Origin of the sequence: Curvibacter sp. AEP1-3 (assembly GCF_002163715.1) — a bacterium.
Classification (GTDB): Bacteria; Pseudomonadota; Gammaproteobacteria; order Burkholderiales; family Burkholderiaceae_C; genus Allorhodoferax.
The window spans coordinates 2,790,205-2,808,992 of sequence record NZ_CP015698.1 but is presented as its reverse complement, the minus strand read 5'-3'; the positions used below and the strand labels follow the sequence as shown (position 1 = coordinate 2,808,992).

18 protein-coding genes are annotated in these 18,788 nt (G+C 59.0%); 6 read left to right on the top strand and 12 right to left on the bottom strand.

Features of this window, described 5'->3' with window-relative positions; all coding sequences use genetic code 11:
- Positions 1–75: 75 nt before the first annotated feature.
- The 10 genes from AEP_RS13140 to AEP_RS13095 form a co-directional block, all read right to left on the bottom strand.
- A complete protein-coding gene (locus AEP_RS13140) occupies positions 76–516 on the bottom strand; it encodes a copper chaperone PCu(A)C (protein WP_087495797.1) in 441 nt (146 codons plus the stop codon).
- A 39-nt stretch (positions 517–555) separates the two neighbouring features.
- Positions 556–936 (bottom strand): DUF3703 domain-containing protein, encoded by a 381-nt coding sequence (locus AEP_RS13135; RefSeq protein ID WP_087495796.1) that lies wholly within the window; start codon positions 934–936, stop codon positions 556–558.
- 81 nt (positions 937–1,017) lie between these two features.
- Positions 1,018–2,238 (bottom strand): L,D-transpeptidase family protein, encoded by a 1,221-nt coding sequence (locus AEP_RS13130; RefSeq protein ID WP_232459826.1) that lies wholly within the window; start codon positions 2,236–2,238, stop codon positions 1,018–1,020.
- Positions 2,239–2,309: 71 nt separating this feature from the next.
- Positions 2,310–2,936: an SCO family protein gene (locus AEP_RS13125; protein WP_087495794.1), complete on the bottom strand. Its 627-nt coding sequence runs from the start codon at positions 2,934–2,936 to the stop codon at positions 2,310–2,312.
- 15 nt (positions 2,937–2,951) lie between these two features.
- Complete coding sequence (locus AEP_RS13120) at positions 2,952–3,608, bottom strand: DsbA family protein (RefSeq protein WP_087495793.1); 657 nt, start codon at positions 3,606–3,608, stop codon at positions 2,952–2,954.
- Complete coding sequence (locus tag AEP_RS13115) at positions 3,605–4,021, bottom strand: disulfide bond formation protein B (protein ID WP_087495792.1); 417 nt, start codon at positions 4,019–4,021, stop codon at positions 3,605–3,607. The genes AEP_RS13120 and AEP_RS13115 overlap by 4 nt, the downstream gene beginning before the upstream one ends.
- A complete protein-coding gene (lspA, locus tag AEP_RS13110; protein ID WP_087495791.1) occupies positions 4,018–4,542 on the bottom strand; it encodes a signal peptidase II in 525 nt (174 codons plus the stop codon). The genes AEP_RS13115 and lspA overlap by 4 nt, the downstream gene beginning before the upstream one ends.
- A 195-nt stretch (positions 4,543–4,737) precedes the next feature.
- On the bottom strand, positions 4,738–5,091 hold the full coding sequence (gene czcI / locus AEP_RS21395) for a cation efflux protein, CzcI family (RefSeq protein ID WP_442873368.1): 354 nt from the start codon (positions 5,089–5,091) through the stop codon (positions 4,738–4,740).
- Positions 5,092–5,178: 87 nt separating this feature from the next.
- On the bottom strand, positions 5,179–6,585 hold the full coding sequence (locus AEP_RS13100) for a heavy metal sensor histidine kinase (protein WP_087495789.1): 1,407 nt from the start codon (positions 6,583–6,585) through the stop codon (positions 5,179–5,181).
- Positions 6,582–7,268 carry a heavy metal response regulator transcription factor gene (locus AEP_RS13095; RefSeq protein WP_087497330.1) on the bottom strand — a complete coding sequence of 229 codons (687 nt, stop codon included), beginning with the start codon at positions 7,266–7,268 and terminating at the stop codon, positions 6,582–6,584. Before AEP_RS13095 ends, AEP_RS13100 begins: the two co-directional genes overlap by 4 nt.
- Positions 7,269–7,410: 142 nt before the next feature.
- Between AEP_RS13095 and AEP_RS13090 the strand changes: the two genes are divergently transcribed.
- The 6 genes from AEP_RS13090 to AEP_RS13065 all read left to right on the top strand — a co-directional run bounded on the left by AEP_RS13090 (position 7,411) and on the right by AEP_RS13065 (position 13,924).
- Entirely contained in the window at positions 7,411–8,526 is a 1,116-nt protein-coding gene (locus tag AEP_RS13090) for a hypothetical protein (RefSeq protein ID WP_157673171.1), read from the top strand.
- Between the two features lie 21 nt (positions 8,527–8,547).
- On the top strand, positions 8,548–9,951 hold the full coding sequence (locus tag AEP_RS13085) for a multicopper oxidase family protein (protein WP_157673249.1): 1,404 nt from the start codon (positions 8,548–8,550) through the stop codon (positions 9,949–9,951).
- Between the two features lie 35 nt (positions 9,952–9,986).
- Positions 9,987–10,469 carry a cupredoxin domain-containing protein gene (locus AEP_RS13080; protein ID WP_087495786.1) on the top strand — a complete coding sequence of 161 codons (483 nt, stop codon included), beginning with the start codon at positions 9,987–9,989 and terminating at the stop codon, positions 10,467–10,469.
- 53 nt (positions 10,470–10,522) lie between these two features.
- Positions 10,523–10,852, top strand: coding sequence for a copper-binding protein (locus AEP_RS13075; protein WP_087495785.1), 330 nt, complete (start codon positions 10,523–10,525; stop codon positions 10,850–10,852).
- Between the two features lie 123 nt (positions 10,853–10,975).
- A complete protein-coding gene (locus AEP_RS13070) occupies positions 10,976–11,449 on the top strand; it encodes a DUF411 domain-containing protein (protein WP_087495784.1) in 474 nt (157 codons plus the stop codon).
- A 126-nt stretch (positions 11,450–11,575) separates the two neighbouring features.
- Positions 11,576–13,924, top strand: coding sequence for a heavy metal translocating P-type ATPase (locus AEP_RS13065; protein ID WP_087495783.1), 2,349 nt, complete (start codon positions 11,576–11,578; stop codon positions 13,922–13,924).
- A 67-nt stretch (positions 13,925–13,991) separates the two neighbouring features.
- On the opposite strand, the gene AEP_RS13060 is transcribed toward AEP_RS13065, so the two are convergent.
- The gene (locus AEP_RS13060) at positions 13,992–17,138 is read right to left on the bottom strand and encodes an efflux RND transporter permease subunit (protein ID WP_087495782.1); all 3,147 of its coding nucleotides are present in this window, start codon (positions 17,136–17,138) and stop codon (positions 13,992–13,994) included.
- On the bottom strand, positions 17,135–18,787 hold the full coding sequence (locus AEP_RS13055; RefSeq protein ID WP_157673170.1) for an efflux RND transporter periplasmic adaptor subunit: 1,653 nt from the start codon (positions 18,785–18,787) through the stop codon (positions 17,135–17,137). Before AEP_RS13055 ends, AEP_RS13060 begins: the two co-directional genes overlap by 4 nt.
- Position 18,788: the final 1 nt, after the last annotated feature.

Below are 18,788 nucleotides of genomic sequence, written 5' to 3'. Positions count from 1 at the left end.
AAATTAACTCGGGTTGGATTGCCTCTGTTCTGGCGCGTGTCCGATCATCGCGTCTGGACACGCAGGCTGACACGGTTACTTCGGTTTGCTCGATGAGACAGGGGCATGGACGTACACGACTTCACGTGCACCATCCGCACTCTGAAAAATCAGCGTGATCTGCACCTCAAAACCGGCTCGAATCGGTTTCTTAACGTCCACGAGCATCAAGTGGTAGCCGTCCGGTTTGAACTCCAGAGTTTTTCCGGCGTGCAATTGAAGATCGACCACTGGGTGCACCGTCTTACCGCCCTTGTCCAGAGCCGCCCCATGCACTTCTACAGCTTCTGCGGACGACGAGCGAGCTGAAATGAGCTTGGTGTCTTTGGGAGACAAGAGCTGCATATAGACCGGCGTGGACTTTTCATTGGATTCGCTGGGGCGAGCCCAGGCTTCGGTGGCGACGACTTGGGCCCGAGCCGTCACAAAGCACGCTTCGACAAGAATCAATAGCGCAATTTTTCGAAGCAATTTCATTGATCAGCCTCTAACCTGAAGTAAATCATGCAAGGCCTATCAACGGGAAAAATTTGTAGCCCGTGCAGCGGCAATGACTCGGTGTACCTCGGTTGAGGGATCCATTGCCCTGAATGCACTGATATCCGCGCGGCCAGAGTTGCCAATGGGCAGGCGCCGGAGCAGATGACCCAAGGGAACTAGTGCAATTCTAAAAAGCTGCCCCAGGACTTCCTTCGGCATGCGTTTTTCCCAGGCCAGCGAGAGCATCAAACAATGCACTTGCAAGTGCGCAACGAAGCGTGTCTGTCCCACGATATGGGCGGCTTCCAGCAGCAGCCAGCGCTGTCCATCTGGCTCATGGTTGGCACCCCGGAAGCGCTCGATCAGGCAAAGGTAGGTGTCTGTACTGTAGAAGTTGCTATTGGCTGGTATTGGCATGGCTGGAGAGTTCCGATGAAATCATCGGCATAGATTGTTCAACCTGTAGCAACTACAGAGTCAATCGATTTTCAATTGGGGCTATCCGATCACGCCTTCGTAGATGATCTTCCAGGCATTGCTTCGCCACTGCCAATACTGGCGCACGGTACGGCCGGTCTTTTCGCCGGCCGCCAGTTCGTCAAAGGTTGCGATCATGGTGTCCGCCTCGTCCGTCCAGCGAATCAGTGAAACGTCTTTGAGTTCCACGGGGCGATCACCCCGCTGCACGATCTCCGAACGCAGTGAGGAACTGAATCGAGCCAAGTCCTTGCCCTCAGCATTGAAGTCATTGGCGTAAAACCGCATCAGGTCTGCCTCGCGCCCCGGTCTTTTGGCCAGAGCCCAGGACTGGAGCGTTTCTGTGAAGGACTTCTTCTCTGCGCCCAGGTGAGATGGTTGGACCCAGCGAAAGTTGCTGCCGATCAACACGGGCGTGGTACGGATCTCGACGGTGTTGATGATCCGCAAAAGATCGGGATTGGCCACGGCCACACAACCATCCGTCGCCTGGGGTGCGCGGGTGAACTGGGTTGACGGGGTGCCATGCAGCCAAATACCGCCCCCGGTCTTCCCACGGCGCAGGTCCAGTACGTTGGGGTAGTTCACCGGAAGCGCTCCAGACCCATACAGGTCCTTCAAGCTCGTGGGGTCCAGATTGCTGGTGATGAAATAGGCTCCCAAGGGTGTGCGTTGATCACCTTCCACGTTCTTCCCGACACCCGCCTTACCCACGGATATGTAGTAGTTGGCCAGTAGCCGAGGGCCTGCTTCGGTGTTTTCGAACAGGTAGAGACGCGCTTTGGCCGTGTCCACCGCGATGGCGTGCTTGTTGCGCTTTGCCAATGCAACGAACTGAGCTGGAATCCGATCGGCGGGAGGCGGCTCCTTGATGGCCGCAATGCGCAGTTGAGACTCCGCTCGGAGTGCCTGCAGATTCTTTGCGCCAGCTTGGGCAAGATCAGCAGGCACATCCCCTATGCCTTGGATGGGACGTGACCGTGCTGAGAGCAGATCGCCCAGCACCAACTGCGCCAGTTGGAAATGGGGATAGTCGGCCACCAATGAGGTGGCCAGCTTCAACGCTTCCTGGGTATTGGCATTCCCAATCTCGCGATACACCTCAATCAGTCGAGCCTCTGCCAGGCCATCACGAGGCTGTACAACCCGCGCGGCAACTTTCGGCTTGGGTTTCACTTTCTTGTCAGTTGTACCAAGTGCCTCTGTGCTGATGCCCATCACCAGGCAAAGGGCAGCAGACATGTGCAGTAGTCGGGTTCGGCGCGGGGGCCTAGCCCAGGGCTGTTCTTTCGTATCCATCCACGTCTCCGGCATTACTTGTAGGCAAGAAGCTTCTTGATGTCACTTGCAATGACTTTGGCCTCTGTGCCGTAGCTGGAAAAGAGGCGCACCTTGCCAGTGGTGTCGAAGATGTACTTACCGGCCGAATGGTCCATGGTGTACGAGGTGGGCGTTTTGCCAGGGACCTTGCGGTAGTACACCTTGAAGGAGTCAGCCAGTCCTTGGAGTTGAGCTGGTTCAGGCCGCAGGGCCAGAAAGGTCGGGTCAAAGTTCCGCATGTATTCGCTGAGCAAGCGCGGCGTGTCCCGCTCGGGGTCCACCGTAATGAACAGCACCTGCAGCCGATTGCCAAGATCTCCCAGAAGTTCATTGACGCCAGACATCGTGCTCATGGAGGTCGGACAGACGTCCGGGCATTGGGTGAAACCAAAGAAGATCACTACGATCTTGTCGCGGAAGTCAGCCAGGCTCCTTATGTTTCCGCCGTGGTCCATGAGACGAAAGTCCTTGGCATAGTCCGCACCGGTGATGTCGGTGCTCTCGAACTTGGGTGGCTGGGGTGAGCATCCGTTCAAAGCGAATCCAGTTGCGATACCCAAGGCCGCAGTAGCGCAAAAGCTACGGCGAATGGGGCTGAAGTGTGGAATGTGGGTGTCCATGGCGCAGAGCTCCGCTTACTTCTTGAACTTGGCGACTTCTTCTGCCACCAAAGACTCCAACTGAGCAGCACCAAAGCTGGGCAAGCTTCTGCCGTTCACAAAAAACGTGGGCGTCTTGGTCACCTCCAGCGCAGTCAAGTCTTCAACATCCTGTTTGAGCGCTGCGGTCACCGCAGGGGACTGGGCATCAAACAGGGCCTTATTGAGGTCTACGCCGACCCGGACAGCCGACTGGTATGCAACGTACAAATTGGGCTCACTATGGGATGCCCATTGAGGTTGGTCGGCCAAAACAGCATCCAGGACTTCCCAGTACTTCCCCTGAAGCTTAGATGCCTCCAGCATCTTGACCACGAGGTCTGAATTCCTATGAAACGGCGCGTAGCGCACCACCAACCGTACGTCGTTGGGGTACTTTTTCAGCAGTCCTTTGACGATGGGATAGAACTCCCGGCAGGTCTCGCAAGCCGGGTCAAAGAACTCGACGATCTTGACCGGCGCATTTACCGGCCCCAAGACTGGGGAATGCATGCGGACCAAGCGCTGCGCTGCCTGGCTGGCCTTGTCTTGTTGTGAGTTATTAACCCGCTGTTGATAGGAGTACATGCCAAAGGCGAAAAAGCTCAGTACGACTGCAACCAACACGGAAACAGTGATTTTTTTGGAGTTCATTTGGATGTTTTCTTGAAATAGTGAATAAGCAAGACCAGGATGGTCAGAAAAGCTGCGAGTGAGAGCCAGGGGATCTGCAGCCCCCCGAGGATGGCCAGTTCCTGGTCGGCGCACGAGACGCCAGCACTACAAGGAATCCAGGTCTTGGGTATCAAGTCCGCAACGAGCAGGCAGTGGTATGCCGCAATGCCACTGCCGACGATGGCAAATGGCATTGCATAGACCGCACTGCGGCGGTCATCGTTGAAGCAACCTATACCGAGGATGATGGCCATGGGGAACATGCAAATCCGCTGGTACCAACACAGAGTGCACGGCATCATCAACATGACCTCGCCAATGAAGAGCGCACCTAGGGTCGCAATGACGGAGACGATCCAGGCCAGGAGCAGTACACGCCATGGCGTCTTCATGCCCCAATCTCCGGTACCTGCTTGTTGGGCTTCGCTGGAAACTGCACCTTGAGGCTCAGGAGTAGCCAGGCCCCTACAGCCGCCACGACAAAGATGTCCGCCAGATTGAATGCTGGCCAATGCAGTCCTCGCCAGTGCACATCCAAAAAGTCGACCACCGCACCTGACTGGATGCGATCGATGAGATTTCCACCTCCACCGGCCACAACAAGCGCGCCCACCTTGCGTTCAAACGGATCTGTTCTGCGCATCAGCGAGGCAAAGGTGCCCCCAATGACCACCACGGCCGCGATGACAATGAAGAAGTACCGTTGCCAGCCACCGGCATCCGCCAGGATCGAGAAGGCAGCGCCGGTGTTGAGAATGTGGACGAGGTTGAACCAACTGGTAACTTCGACCCCAGATCCCAGCGGAATGGTGTTGGCAAAGTAAGTCTTGGCAAGTTGATCTGCCGCTATCAGTAGCGCGACAAACAAGAGCCAGACCAGGCGCGGGTATCGGAATAGCCCGATTGAAGGCATAGGAACGGTTCCAGGAATGTTGGTATTCCCAGCCTTGTGAGCTGGGCCAATGCATTCGGCGCGCCTAGATTGAAGTACGCCAACCAGCAGTGCGAGGACGCACTGCGGCGGGGTATTGAATGCGCTTTGCGAGGATTGCTAGCGCCAGTGCCAACAGGCGACTGGCCAACCACCCAAACGAAAGCTAACCCCCGGTTAAGACCGGGAGAGCCACTGAGGGCGATCTGGAGCTTTGAGCGGAAGTGAAGCCAAGACGCGGTCAGCGCTTGGCTCAATAACACCAATGCCCAGGAGCACTGAGTTACCTACAGCGGTAGCCACTGCCAAGGAGCAACCCGCATGGCAATTGCCACAGTCCAGATCGAAACCCTTGGACTTTGGCTTCTCAGATTGAGATAGCTCGCCCGCTTTCGCCTGGTGTTGATGGCCATGGTGCCCGAGATGCTTTGTGGCAATACCTGTTTCATGCAGGCAATAGGCACTCGTTGCCGCCCATGTGAACTGCATCGGAATTACCAACAACAAGAAAACGGCAAGCCATTTGCGCATGGGCAACATTGTAGTAGCTTCATATTTAAGCCTTTGCATTGAAGGTTGGCTGTTGCGTTGACCAGTGAACCTTGGCAGTGAAGTTCCCTAAGAGGAAGGCACGTTGGTTGGCCCACTGAAAGTGTCTGGAAATACTAGGGAAAAACATGTTTGTCCAGCCAAGGACGTGACGGAGATGCGGCCACCGTGAGCCTCCATGATGGCCCGCGTAATGGCCAAACCCAAACCTGCGCCGTCGCTGTCAGGGTGGGCCCTAGATTTGTCGACGCGGAAGAAACGGTCGAATAGCCGTGGTTGCATTTCCGGGCTGATGTCGACACCTTCATTCGTCACGCACACGCTGATGTTGTCAGCATGGGTCTGGATGTGAATCGCAACGGCAGAGTTCGGGGTTGCATAGCGCAACGCATTGTACAACAGGTTACTCAGTGCGCGACGTAGCATCAGCCGATCTCCATGGATGCTGCCGTCTCCCACCAGCTCCAGCCGCAGCCCTTTTTCTGAAGCCAAGGCCTCGTAAAAGTCAAACAGTGCCTGGACCTCTGTCGCTACCGAGATGCGCTCGCGGCTGGGTAGCGCCAAACCATGCTCTGTTTTGGCCAAGAACAGCATGTCCGACACCATCCGGGCCAGGCGCTGCAGCTCCTCCGAATTGGAGGCCAGCACGTCCTGGTAGTCCGCGTTGGTTCTGGCCATGGACAGCGTGACCTGGGTCTCTGTCAGCAGGTTGCTGATGGGGGTGCGGAGTTCATGGGCCAAGTCTGACGAAAACTCCGACAACCGGCGAAAGTCTTCCTGTAGACGGTCCAGCATGTCGTTCAGGGTGACGGCAAGGTCTGCCATCTCTACCGGCACCGCCGCCACCGGCATGCGTTCCCCCATTTTGTTGGAGGTCACGGCCTGGGCGCGGCTCTTCATGATGCGCAATGGTGCCAAGCCGCGACGGGCTGCAATCCAGCCCAACAGGCCGCTGAACAGCGTCGCAAAAATCACGTAAGCCACCAAGGTAGTCTGGAATTGCCGCTGAAAATGGGCATGGTGCTGGGTGTCCAGCGCGACCCACACCGTCATGGCCTCGGAGTCTTCCGTAGGAGATGGGAGCAGCGCACCCAAGGCCCGGTATTCATGCCCCCCGTTTTGCCAACGCAGTACCGGCTGTGTTTGCGGATCTTCACCCACGTTCACCGTTTCGTTGGGGATTTTGAGTTCGGAGGTGGCGTAGATGGTCTGACCATTGCGATGGATGCTGACAAACAGCCCTTCATGGCTGTGCAGAATGTCGTTGAGGTTTGCCTGTAGGTCTGGCCTGGATGTGGCTTTGCCGCTGACCTCCTGGATCAGGTGGATTTTGTCTTCCAGCGTCGCGCGATCCAGATCCTCGAAGTGCCGGTTCATGGCCACCGAGGTCAGCCACCCCAGACCTAGCAACACCGTGGCCGATGCCAAGGTGTAAAAAAGCGTGAGCCGCGTTGTCAGTGAAAAGCGCTGTGTCATGAGGCCGTGGTTGGTATTTCCAGGACATAACCCATACCCCGTACCGTCTGGAGTAATTTGGGTTCAAACGGATCGTCGATCTTGCTGCGCAACCGGCGCACGGCGACCTCAATCACATTGGTATCGCTGTCGAAGTTCATGTCCCAGACCTGGGAGGCGATCAAGGATCGGGGCAATACCTCACCTTGCCGGCGCATCAAGAGTTCCAGCAAACCAAATTCCTTGGACGTGAGGTCAATCCGCTTGCCACCACGGCTCACGCGCCTGCGCAGCAGGTCGAGCTCCAGATCCGCCACTTTGAGGGAGGTTGCCTCCACACCGGACTTGCCACGCCGCAGAATGGTTCTGACGCGCGCCAGTAGTTCCGCGAAGGAAAACGGTTTGACGAGGTAGTCATCCGCCCCCAGCTCCAGACCCTTGACGCGGTCTTCCACTTGATCCTTGGCCGTGAGAAAGATCACGGGCACCATGTTCCCCTGGTGCCGCAAATTGCGCATGACCTCCCAGCCATTCATGCCCGGCAGCATCACGTCCAGGATGATGAGGTCGTGCATGCCCTCCAGGGCAGCGTGCAGCCCGTCGTTGCCGTTGTGCGCCAAGTCCACGACAAAGCTGGCTTCCTTGAGGCCTTGCCGTAGGTATTCGCCCGTTTTGGGCTCGTCTTCGACGATCAATATCTTCACAGTCAACGTCCTTTGCGCAAGTGTGCCTCGATTGCGCGGTAAGGCGTCGTAGATAACAAATTTGTAATCTGAAAGACAGCTTGGTGTTGGGGGGCGCTCGATAGAGTGCAGGCAGATTTCAACAACCCCAAAGGGATACCCCATGCACCGTGTTCCGATTGTGCGGAGAAAGCCATTGTGGCTGGCCGCGTTCGCACTATGTGCCCTGGCTGGCTCAGTGTCGGCCCAGCAAACGCCCCAAGCGCCGGTAGAGCAAGGCTCTATCGATTGGCGCAAGGCCAACGACGAAGTCTCCCAGTTCAAACGCGGCCACGCGGATGTCTTGAAGTGGGAGTCGGTCAACGACAACGGGCAAAGCAGCCAACCCTACACACCACCGGACACCTGGATCAAGTCCGCCGATGAGGCGGTTCGCCAAGCGTGGCGTACGCGCCCAGAGCTTATTGGCCCCTTGTCCCAGTTGGGAGTCGAAAACCGGGAACGCATTGCACAGGGGCGCTGGCTGGAAGTGGACCCCGCTGTACGCCGTCGGGTCGAGGACTTCGACACGGTTATGGATGTGGCGGCGGACGCCCGCAAGGCCTGGGTTACCGCCGTCGCGGCCAGCCTGACACTGAAACAGCAGCGTGACATGCAAGAGGCCACTGCAGCGGCTGCTGAACTGGCACGCCGCATGGTCCGGGTTGGCAACTGGAGCCGGATGGAACAGGCTCAGTGGCAAGCCAAGCTCGGAAAAACGAAGCTCCAGACGCTCAAGGCAGAAATTGAGGCTAAACAAGCCCAAACCGCGCTGCTCAAGGCCACCAAGCTGTGGGGTGTCTTCTCAACGGTGGGACTGGCGGATGCCATGCCCGACATGCCTCAACAGGCGCTGTCTCCAGCGGCCCTCCAACAGGGTCTGTCGGCATTGCGCAACGTACAGCCACGCGCCGAGAGCCTGAAAACTGGCCCCAATGCCCAGTTGGCATTCGATATCTACAACGCGAGCTACCAGGCGACCCAGGTCTCCAAAGATGAGCTGACCTTGCAGCAGTTCATCAACGATGAAGTCGTGCTTCGCTACAACGGCATGCTGCTCAGCGTCTGGGACCTGCTGACCCAGACCAATGAGTTGCTGCAAGCCCAGATCGGCGCCATCAACGCCCAGCGCGATTTCCTCATTGCCGAAACGGACCTGCAACTCGTCTTGCAGGGTGGTGCTCCCACCAGCTTTGTCAGCCTGGGCGGCGCCGGCGGCGAAAGTGCCGCAGCCAAATAACAAGGAAACACCATGGAACCCATCAATTCACGCCGCCGATTCTTTGCGGGTGCCGCCACGACGGTTGCAGGCTTGGCCGTGGCACGCTCTGCCATGGCCGCTTTGCCTGAACCAGTGATTCAAACCTCGGTCAACACTGCACCGCCCCTGGTACCCACTACCGGACGTCCCTACAACCCTGTAGTCACCCTCAATGGCTGGACCTTGCCTTGGCGCATGAACAACGGCGTCAAGGAGTTTCACTTGGTGGCCGAACCGGTCGAGCGAGAGGTTTCTCCCGGCTTCAAGGTCAATATGTGGGGCTACAACGGCCAAAGCCCGGGCCCTACCATCGAAGTCGTCGAAGGCGACCGAGTTCGTGTCTTCGTGACCAACAAGCTGCCCGAGCACACCACAGTGCACTGGCATGGTCAGCGCCTGCCCAACGGCATGGATGGGGTCGGTGGCCTGAACCAGAAGGCCATCCCGGTTGGCAAGACCTACGTCTACGAGTTTGTGGCGCGCCGTCCGGGAACCTTCATGTACCACCCGCATGCCGATGAAATGGTGCAAATGGCCATGGGCATGATGGGTTTCTGGGTCACCCACCCCAAGGAAAAGCATCCCCACATCAGTGAAGTAGATCGGGACTTCTGCTTCCTGCTCAATGCGTTTGACGTGGAACCGGGAACCAAAACCCCCAAGATCAACACCATGACCGACTTCAACATCTGGTCATGGAACAGCCGGGTGTTTCCTGGCATCGACACGCTCAACGTGCGCCAGAACGACCGGGTGCGCATCCGCGTGGGCAACCTGACGATGACCAACCACCCCATTCACCTGCATGGCCACGAATTCCAGGTCACAGGCACGGACGGCGGACCGACACCACCATCCTCGCGTTGGTACGAGGTTACGACCGATGTGGCCGTGGGGCAAATGCGCCAGGTGGAGTTTGTCGCCGATGAAGAAGGCGACTGGGCCTTCCATTGCCACAAAAGCCACCACACCATGAATGCCATGGGGCATACCGTCCCCACCATGGTGGGCGTAGACCACCGCGGTCTGATCAAGAAGATTCAGAAAGTGGCACCGGACTACATGCTCATGGGTGAGCGCGGCATGGCCGACATGGGAGAAATGGAAATGCCCATTCCGGACAATACCGCGCCCATGATGACCGGCCAAGCCCAGTATGGCCCCGTTGAAATGGGTGGCATGTTCAGCGTCCTCAAGGTGCGCAAGGACCAGAAACCCGGTGACTACAGCGATCCAGGGCCCTACAAATACCCGGCAGGGACCGTTGCCCAGGAGTACACCGGCCCGCTGTCTGAGCCTGCGCGCTTCCGCTCTGAAATCAGCTCGGGCATGCCAGCCGCTACCAAGAGTACCCCGGCTACGGTATTCAATGCCCGCAAGCCAACCAGCCACTCTGGTCACTAAGTCCATCCGTCTCCATTTTTACCAAGGAACCTTTCATGAAATTTGCCAAATCCTTCGCTCCCATCCTGTCTGCCTTCGCTATGGTGGCTCTTTCCACCGGCGCGCTGGCCAATGGCAACCACGCCGGCGGCCATGGTGACTCGGCCATCGGCAAAGCCGGCGTCGCCTCCAAAGTGAATCGCACGATTACCGTAGACATGGCCGACAGCATGCGTTACACCCCCTCCGACATCCAGGTCAAAAAGGGCGAAACCATCCGCTTCGTAGTGAAGAATTCCGGCAAGGTAAAACATGAGCTGAGCCTGGGTACCCAGAAGGAACTCTTGGAACATCTGGAGCAGATGAAGAAGTTCCCCGATATGGAGCACGATGAACCCAGCAAAGTGACCGTCGCACCGGGCGCCCAAGGCGAGATCATCTGGCAGTTCACCAAAGCCGGCGCGGTCAACTTCGCCTGCCTGATGCCTGGCCACTTTGAGGCCGGCATGAAGGGTCAGGTCAAAGTCGCAGGCCAATAAACCCGTCCATTTCCTTGAAATTATCAACCCCCACGGAACCAGGAGAACACAGCATGAACCGATTCACTCAAACACTCGCCGCCATCGCTACAGCCATGGTGACTTTGGCTGCGGTCCCCACTGTTGCGCATGCACAGATGGACAAAAAGATGGACATGAGCCAGATGACCGACGGCGAAATCCGCAAGGTAGACAAGGAAGCCGGCAAGGTCACCATCAAGCACGGCGAGATCAAGAACCTGGAGATGCCTGGCATGACCATGGTCTTCACTGCCAAAGAAAAATCGCTGCTGGACAAAGTGCAGGCCGGTGACAAGGTCAAGTTCGCTGTGATCAACGACGGCGGAAAAATGGTCGTCACCGACATCCAGACCGTCAAATAAGACAGCCAGTTCGCAAGTGAGGCTTGCACGCGATTCCCGGAAATGACAAGGCGCCGATAAGGCGCTTTGTCATATGGCAAAGCTGGAACGATGTTCTGCCTTCACACTACAAAGGATTGAGCCATGAGCACTCCATTTAAGACACAACTGCAGCGTCGAATGCTGCTCGCATCCGTTTTGGTTCTGGCTTTGCCATGCGCACATGCCGCCAGCCACGGCACCTCCATTGAGGTCTGGAAAGACCCCAACTGCGGGTGTTGCAAGGACTGGGTTACCCATCTGGAAAAGTCTGGCTTCACCGTTAAGGTCAATCAGAACGGCAACGATGTGGTGCGTGAACGGCTGGGCATGCCTAGGCAGTTGGGTTCCTGCCACACGGCTCTGGTCGGTGGCTATGCCATCGAGGGGCATGTGCCGGCCAAGGAAATACAACGCCTGCTGAAAGAAAAACCTGCAGCCATCGGTTTGTCCGTGCCGGGCATGCCGGTGGGCTCGCCAGGTATGGATGGACCCGTTTACAACGGTCGCAAAGATCCCTACGACGTCTTACTGGTCCTGAAGGATGGCAGTTCACGCATTTTCCAGGGCTATCGCTGAACCGCCGTAATTCGGACAAGCGCCTAATGGGTAAGCGATGCAGCTAGTGCACTGGTCTACGGTTGGGTTTCAAGGCATTAGTTGAGCCGCGGGGATTTTCTTCATGGGTTTTCAGGGGGCAACAAGATGAACCACTCGATGCACGCAGGACATGGCGAAGTAGATCGTCCACAGGTTGACCCGTCCAGTGAGGCCGCCGCGTTGAAAGACCCGGTGTGCGGAATGACGGTTACGACACAGTCGCCCCACCACGCAGAGCACATGGGCCGAACATTCTTCTTTTGCGGACCCAAATGCAAAGCAAAGTTTGATGCCAATCCCATGCAGTACATGGGGCAGTCGACCGACAAGACGGCTGAACAGCCTGTGGTGGCCGGAACGGTCTACACCTGTCCCATGCATTCCGAGATACGGCAGGATCACCCAGGTAATTGCCCCAAGTGCGGGATGACGCTGGAGCCCGTGATGCCCTCATTAGAGGACGAAGTGAACCCAGAGTTGCTGGATTTTCAGCGTCGCTTTTGGTGGACGCTGCCGCTGACCGGTATTGTTTTCGTGCTGGCCATGTTTGGGCATCGACTGCAGTGGATGGACATGGCAGTGCAGAGCTGGGTGGAATTCGCGCTGGCCACCCCCATTGTGGCGTGGGCCGGGTGGCCGTTTTTTGTTCGCGGTGCGCAATCCATCGTTCATCGCAGTCCCAATATGTGGACCCTGATCGGCCTTGGCACAGGTGCTGCCTTTGTCTACAGCGTGGTGGCCACCGTTGCACCGGGCGTGTTTCCGGAGTCTTTTGTGTCCATGGGACGGGTGGCGGTGTACTTTGAGGCAGCAGCCGTCATCATTTCTCTGACCCTGCTGGGTCAGATGCTGGAACTCAAGGCCCGTTCCCAAACCTCTGCCGCCATCAAATCCCTCCTGGGCCTGGCCCCCAAAACGGCACGGCTCATCAAGGCAGATGGAACAGAGGAGGATATTGAGCTGGGTCACGTCCACCTGGGCGACCTGCTGCGAGTGCGCCCCGGCGAGAAAGTGCCCGTGGATGGCGTAGTCACCGAAGGCAGCAGCGCGGTCGATGAATCCATGCTGACCGGTGAGCCTTTGCCCGTCACCAAGCGGGTGGGAGACAAGGTCATAGGCGCAACCCTCAACACTAGTGGCGCCCTGATCATGAAGTCCGAAAAAGTCGGATCTGACACCGTGCTGTCCCAAATCGTGCAAATGGTGGCCCAGGCCCAACGGTCCAGAGCGCCCATGCAACGCATGGCTGACGTGGTGGCCGGCTACTTCGTTGTCGCTGTAGTGAGCATTGCTGTGCTGACATTCCTAGGTTGGGGCCTGTTCGGTCCCCAACCCAGTTGGGTGTATGGCCTGATCAATGCGGTCGCAGTTCTGATCATTGCCTGCCCATGTGCGCTGGGCTTGGCGACCCCGATGTCCATCATGGTGGCTACCGGCAAAGGCGCGACCAATGGCGTGCTGTTCCGCGACGCGGCGGCCATTGAGAATCTGCGCAAGGTCGATACCCTCATCATCGACAAAACCGGGACCTTGACCGAGGGTCACCCCACATTCGAGAAAGCGGTTCCCAGCCGGGGATTTGAAGCCGACGAAGTTCTACGTCTGGCGGCCAGCCTGGACCAAGGCAGTGAGCATCCCTTGGCTGCGGCCATTGTGGCGGCAGCGCGTGAACGCCAGTTGGTGCTGGACAAGCCAGAGAACTTCGAATCGGGATCCGGCATTGGCGTCCAGGGCCAGGTAGGTGGACACCACCTGGTGCTGGGCAATACGGCGTTGATGCAACAGATCAGCGTTTCCGTGGACGCCCTGACAACCCAGGCTGAGGCCTTGCGTGCCGAGGGTGCCAGCGTGATGCACCTGGCCGTTGACGGCAAGCTGGCTGGACTGCTGGCAGTGTCTGACCCGATCAAAGCCAGCACGATGGAGGCGCTGACAGCCCTCAAAGCATCCGGCCTACGGATCGTGATGGCAACCGGTGACGGCATCACCACGGCCAAGGCCGTGGGCGCCAAGCTCGGTATCGAGGAGGTGCATGGCGAGGTCAAGCCGCAAGACAAATTAACCTTGGTCGAACGGTTGCAGAAAGAGGGGCGCATTGTGGCCATGGCCGGCGACGGTATCAACGACGCGCCAGCCCTGGCGAAAGCCCATGTAGGCATTGCCATGGGAACCGGCACGGACGTGGCCATGAACAGCGCCCAGGTCACGCTGGTGAAGGGCGATTTGCGAGGCATATCCATCGCGCTTGCGCTGTCCAACGCCACCGTGGGCAACATGAAGCAAAACCTGATGTTTGCCTTTTTGTACAACGCATTGGGCATTCCAGTGGCGGCAGGTCTGTTGTATCCGTTCACGGGTTGGCTGCTGTCCCCAATGGTCGCCGCGTTGGCCATGAGCTTCAGTTCGGCATCGGTCATTGGCAATGCGCTGCGTTTGCGCGGCAAGGCGCTGTAGCTGAAACGCTGATTTGGCGTTGAACTTCCACCTAGGTGGCTGTGATTGCCGCGCTCAGCGAGACAGGCTACTTGTTTCCAACTCTCTCTATTCCTCGGGAGCGGCGGCGCATCAACAGGTACACCGCTGGCACCACAAACATCGACAGCAACGGCGCCGTGATCATCCCGCCCACCATGGGCGCGGCAATGCGTTGCATAACCTCGGAGCCGGTGCCCGTCCCCCACATGATCGGAAACAGGCCGGCCAGGATGACCGCTACCGTCATGGCCTTGGGACGCACCCGCAGCACCGCACCTTCGCGGATAGCATCCAGCAGATCGTCCGCACTGGTCTTGCCTTGTTCGATGCGCTCGTCCCAGGCCGCCTTGAGGTACAGCAGCATGATGACTCCGAACTCTGCCGATACCCCAGCCAACGCAATGAAGCCCACGGCACCGGCCACCGACAGGTTGTAGCCCAGCAGGTACAGCAGCCAGATGCCGCCCACCAGCGCGAAGGGCAACGTGCCCATGATGAGCAGAGCTTCATCGAACCGCTTGAAGGTCAGGTACAGCAGCACAAAGATGATGAGCAGCGTGAACGGCACTACCACCTTGAGCTTGGCCGTGGCCCGTTCCAGGAACTCAAACTGCCCCGACCAGGACACCGAGTACCCAGCAGGCAAAGCCACCTTCTCGGCCACTGCCTTTTGCATGTCCTGCACCGCCGAACGCAAGTCCCGTCCGCGAATGTCCACATACACCCAGCCGGACAAACGCGCGTTCTCGCTGCGCAGCATGGGTGGACCGTCGGTGATACGGATGTCGGCCACATCCGATAGCACCAGTCTGGCACCGTTTTCCGCAACGATGGGCAAGGCCCGCAGCTTCTCCAACGAATCACGGATTTCACGGGGGTAGCGCATATTGATGGGGAAGCGCTGCAGTCCCTCCACCGTCTCGCCGATGTTGTCGCCTGCCACGGCAGAGGTAATGACGGACTGCACTTCCGCGATGTTCATGCCAAAGCGGGCGGCGGCATCGCGGTTGATGTTCACGTCCACATAGCGCCCGCCGGTCAGGCGCTCGGCCAGGGCGCTGCTGACACCGGGGACGTCCTTGAGGGCCTTTTCGATTTCACCGGTCAGGCGGTCGATGGTGGCCAAGTCGGTTCCGGCGACCTTGACCCCCACCGGGCTTTTGATGCCAGTGGCCAGCATGTCGATGCGGTTGCGGATCGGTGGCACCCAGATGTTGGCCAGGCCTGGCACCTTCACGATGCGGTCCAGCTCGTCCACCAGCTTGTCCTGTGTCATGCCGGGGCGCCATTGGTCTTTGGGTTTGAACTGGATGGTGGTCTCGAACATCTCCATGGGAGCGGGGTCAGTAGCGGTTTCGGCGCGGCCAGCCTTGCCGTAGACGCTCAACACCTCGGGCACGGTTTTGATCAGGCGGTCTGTCTGTTGCAGCAGCTCGCTGGCTTTGCCTGCAGACAAGCCCGGCAGCGCGGAAGGCATGTAGAGCAAATCGCCCTCGTCCAGGCGCGGCATGAACTCCCCCCCGATATGCTGCAAGGGCCACAGACTCAAACCCAGCAGCAGCGCAGCAATCGCCAGCGTGGCCTTGGGCCAGTCCAACACCGCGTTCAGCAGCGGACGGTAGACCGCAATCAGGAAGCGATTCAGCGGGTTGGCCTTCTCATCCGGGATGCGGCCTCGTATCAGGTAGCCCATCAACACCGGAATCAGCGTGACCGATAGCGCCGCTGCTGCTGCCATGGCGTAGGTCTTGGTGAATGCCAGTGGCGAGAACAAACGTCCCTCCTGTGCTTCCAACGTAAACACCGGAATGAAGGACAGCGTGATGATGAGCAGCGAGAAGAACAGCGCGGGGCCTACCTCGGCTGCCGACTCTCCAATGACCCGCCAGCGGGCTTCACCGTCCAGCTTTTGGTCCGGGTGGTCATGGCTCCAGTGCTCCAGATGCTTGTGGGCGTTTTCGATCATCACCACAGCGGCATCCACCATGGCCCCGATGGCGATGGCAATCCCGCCAAGCGACATGATGTTGGCGTTCACGCCCTGGTAGTGCATGACGATGAATGCCGCCAGGATGCCCAGCGGCAGCGAAACAATGGCGACCAGGGCCGAACGCAGGTGAAACAGGAAGATGAAGCACACCACTGCCACCACGGCGAACTCTTCCAATAGCTTGTGGCCCAGGTTCTCCACCGCCCGCTCGATCAGGCCGGAACGGTCGTAGACGGGCACGATCTCCACCCCCTTGGGCAGGCTGGATTCCAGGCTCTTGAGCTTGGCCTTGACGGCTGCAATGGTTTCCAAGGCGTTCTTGCCGGAGCGCATCACAATCACACCGCCCGCGGCTTCGCCTTCACCGTCCAGTTCGCCAATGCCACGTCGCATCTCTGGCCCGAGCTGGATGCGGGCCACGTCACCCAGCCGTACCGAGACGCCAGTTTGGGTGGTCATCAGCGGCACTTTGCGGAAATCGTCCAGGCTTTGCAGGTAGCCGCTGGCACGCACCATGTATTCGGCTTCGCCCAGCTCCAGCACCGAGCCCCCGGCCTCCTGGTTGCCCTTCTGAATGGCCTCAACCACCTTGCTGTGCGGGATGCCATAGGCAGCCAGCTTGTCCGGCTGCAGCACGATCTGGTACTGGCGCACCATGCCCCCCACCGAGGCCACCTCCGCCACATTGGGCACGGTTTTGAGTTCGTACTTGAGGAACCAGTCCTGCAGGGACCGTAATTGGGATGCATCCTGCGTGCCGCTGCGGTCCACCAGTGAATACTGGTAGATCCAGCCTACGCCGGTGGCATCCGGCCCCAGTGTGGCTTTGGCACCAGGCGGCAGGCGCGATTGCACCTGGTTCAGGTACTCCAGCACGCGGGAGCGTGCCCAGTACAGGTCCGTGCCATCCTCAAACAGCACGTATACAAAGGAGTCGCCAAAGAACGAGTAGCCGCGCACCGTCTTGGCTCCCGGCACCGACAGCATGGTGGTGGTCAACGGGTAGGTGATCTGGTTCTCGACAATGCGCGGCGCTTGCCCAGGGTACGTGGTGCGGATGATGACCTGCACATCCGATAGGTCGGGTAAGGCATCCAACGGGGTCTTGAGCACGCTGTACACCCCCCAGGCACTGACCATCAGCGTGGCCAGCAGCACCAGAAAGCGGTTGCCAATAGACCAGCGGATCAGGCGGGCAATCATGGTTTGCTCCCGGCCGGCTTGGCTGTGGCTGCTTTGGGTTCCAGGGCCATGGCGCTGATGCGGGTGATCTGTGGCAAGCCTTCGGCATCCATATAGAACTCGAAGTTCACTTTGTCGCCTGGCTCCAGATTGCGCGGCTGGCCGCTGGCAGGCAGCTTGAAATCCATGGTCATCGCGCCCCATTTGAGGGACGGGATTGGGCCATGCGACAAGGTGATGCTGTCATTGGCTATGGCTTCAATCTTGGCTTCTCCCTCGTGGCGGGGAGCGGTGTTGGCCGCGTTAGGCTTGGGCGCATCGTTCAAGCGTGCTTCCACACCCTTGAGACTGGCTTCCGAGTCGATCAGGAACTGGGACGACACTACCACGCGCTGGCCCATTTGCAGGCCGCGCTTGATCTCGGTCTGGCCGTTGCTTTCGATGCCGGTTTCCACCTCGACCGGGCGGAACTTTCCCTTGTCCTCGGCCAGCATGACCACCACGCGCTTACCGGTCTGGATCACGGCTTCCGTGGGGATCAGCAGGGACTTCTCTGCCCGCATGTCCATGAACTGCATGTTGACGAACATGCCGGGCACCAGCAGGTTGCCGGGGTTGGCCAGCTCCACGCGGGCCTTGAGCGTGCGGGTGGCCGCATTCACTTCGGGCACTATCGCCTGCACCGTGCCACGCAGGTTGGTGCCGGGTGCTGCAGCACTGCTTGCCTGCACCTTGGTGCCAGGGCGAATCAGAGCGGCCTGGCTTTCGGGCACTTCGGCATTGGCCCACACGCTGCTCAGGCCATTGATACGGAACAGGGTGGCTCCCGGCATCACCGTCATGCCTTCGCGGGCCATCAACTCCACCACCACGCCACCGATCGGGGCGGTCAGGGTGATACGCGCTTGGGTCTTGCCACTGCTTTCCACCAGCCGAATCTGCTCATCGCTCATGCCGACCTGGCGCATGCGTTGGCGGGCACCGTCAACCAGCGGCGCGAGGTCTGTGCCTTGCATGCGCCGAACCGACAGAAATTCCTCCTGTGCAGCAATCCAGTCGGGCACATAGAGTTCGGCTAGAGGCTGCCCTTTGCTGACGCGATCCAGGGTTGCACGCACGTGCAGGCGCTCGATGTAGCCGGTGGCACGGGCCTGCACAAAGGCCTGGTCGCGTTCATTGAAGGCGATGTTGCCCACCGCAGAGACCTGCGGCGACAGCATGCCTTCGGTGACTTCGGCGGTCCGCACCCCCAGGTTTTGCTGGATGCGGGGGCTGACCGTGACCTTGCTGCCATCGCTGCCAGCGTCCCCGTCAGCGTAGACCGGCACCAGCATCATGTCCATGAAGGGAGACTTGGCGGGCTTGTCGAACTTGTTGCCCGGCACCATGGGGTCGTGGTAGTACAGCACCTTGCGCCCGGTGACCGGGTCCACATCGCCGGCTTTGATGCCGTGTTCGATATGGCGGCGAGTGGCGTCTTCGCCTTCGGCAATGCTTTGGGGGATGTCACCTGGCGTGGTGTTCGCTGTGGAGGCGGCCCCGGCCGACGGGGCGGAGGTGGTGGCCATACCCATGTCGCGCTGCATGCCTATGGCGTACAGACCGTAACCGCTCGCGGCGAGTACGCCCGCACCGACCAGGCCCATCAGCAATGGTTTGAGTTGTGTCATG

Excerpts from the sequence above, each read along its gene's own strand:
- AEP_RS13140 (WP_087495797.1), bottom strand. The coding sequence starts at position 516 with ATGAAATTGCTTCGAAAAATTGCGCTATTGATTCTTGTCGAAGCGTGC.
- AEP_RS13135 (WP_087495796.1), bottom strand. The coding sequence starts at position 936 with ATGCCAATACCAGCCAATAGCAACTTCTACAGTACAGACACCTACCTT.
- AEP_RS13130 (WP_232459826.1), bottom strand. The coding sequence starts at position 2,238 with ATGTCTGCTGCCCTTTGCCTGGTGATGGGCATCAGCACAGAGGCACTT.
- AEP_RS13125 (WP_087495794.1), bottom strand. The coding sequence starts at position 2,936 with ATGGACACCCACATTCCACACTTCAGCCCCATTCGCCGTAGCTTTTGC.
- AEP_RS13120 (WP_087495793.1), bottom strand. The coding sequence starts at position 3,608 with ATGAACTCCAAAAAAATCACTGTTTCCGTGTTGGTTGCAGTCGTACTG.
- AEP_RS13115 (WP_087495792.1), bottom strand. The coding sequence starts at position 4,021 with ATGAAGACGCCATGGCGTGTACTGCTCCTGGCCTGGATCGTCTCCGTC.
- lspA (WP_087495791.1), bottom strand. The coding sequence starts at position 4,542 with ATGCCTTCAATCGGGCTATTCCGATACCCGCGCCTGGTCTGGCTCTTG.
- czcI (WP_442873368.1), bottom strand. The coding sequence starts at position 5,091 with ATGCGCAAATGGCTTGCCGTTTTCTTGTTGTTGGTAATTCCGATGCAG.
- AEP_RS13100 (WP_087495789.1), bottom strand. The coding sequence starts at position 6,585 with ATGACACAGCGCTTTTCACTGACAACGCGGCTCACGCTTTTTTACACC.
- AEP_RS13090 (WP_157673171.1), top strand. The coding sequence starts at position 7,411 with ATGCACCGTGTTCCGATTGTGCGGAGAAAGCCATTGTGGCTGGCCGCG.
- AEP_RS13080 (WP_087495786.1), top strand. The coding sequence starts at position 9,987 with ATGAAATTTGCCAAATCCTTCGCTCCCATCCTGTCTGCCTTCGCTATG.
- AEP_RS13075 (WP_087495785.1), top strand. The coding sequence starts at position 10,523 with ATGAACCGATTCACTCAAACACTCGCCGCCATCGCTACAGCCATGGTG.
- AEP_RS13070 (WP_087495784.1), top strand. The coding sequence starts at position 10,976 with ATGAGCACTCCATTTAAGACACAACTGCAGCGTCGAATGCTGCTCGCA.
- AEP_RS13065 (WP_087495783.1), top strand. The coding sequence starts at position 11,576 with ATGAACCACTCGATGCACGCAGGACATGGCGAAGTAGATCGTCCACAG.
- AEP_RS13060 (WP_087495782.1), bottom strand. The coding sequence starts at position 17,138 with ATGATTGCCCGCCTGATCCGCTGGTCTATTGGCAACCGCTTTCTGGTG.
- AEP_RS13055 (WP_157673170.1), bottom strand. The coding sequence starts at position 18,787 with ATGACACAACTCAAACCATTGCTGATGGGCCTGGTCGGTGCGGGCGTA.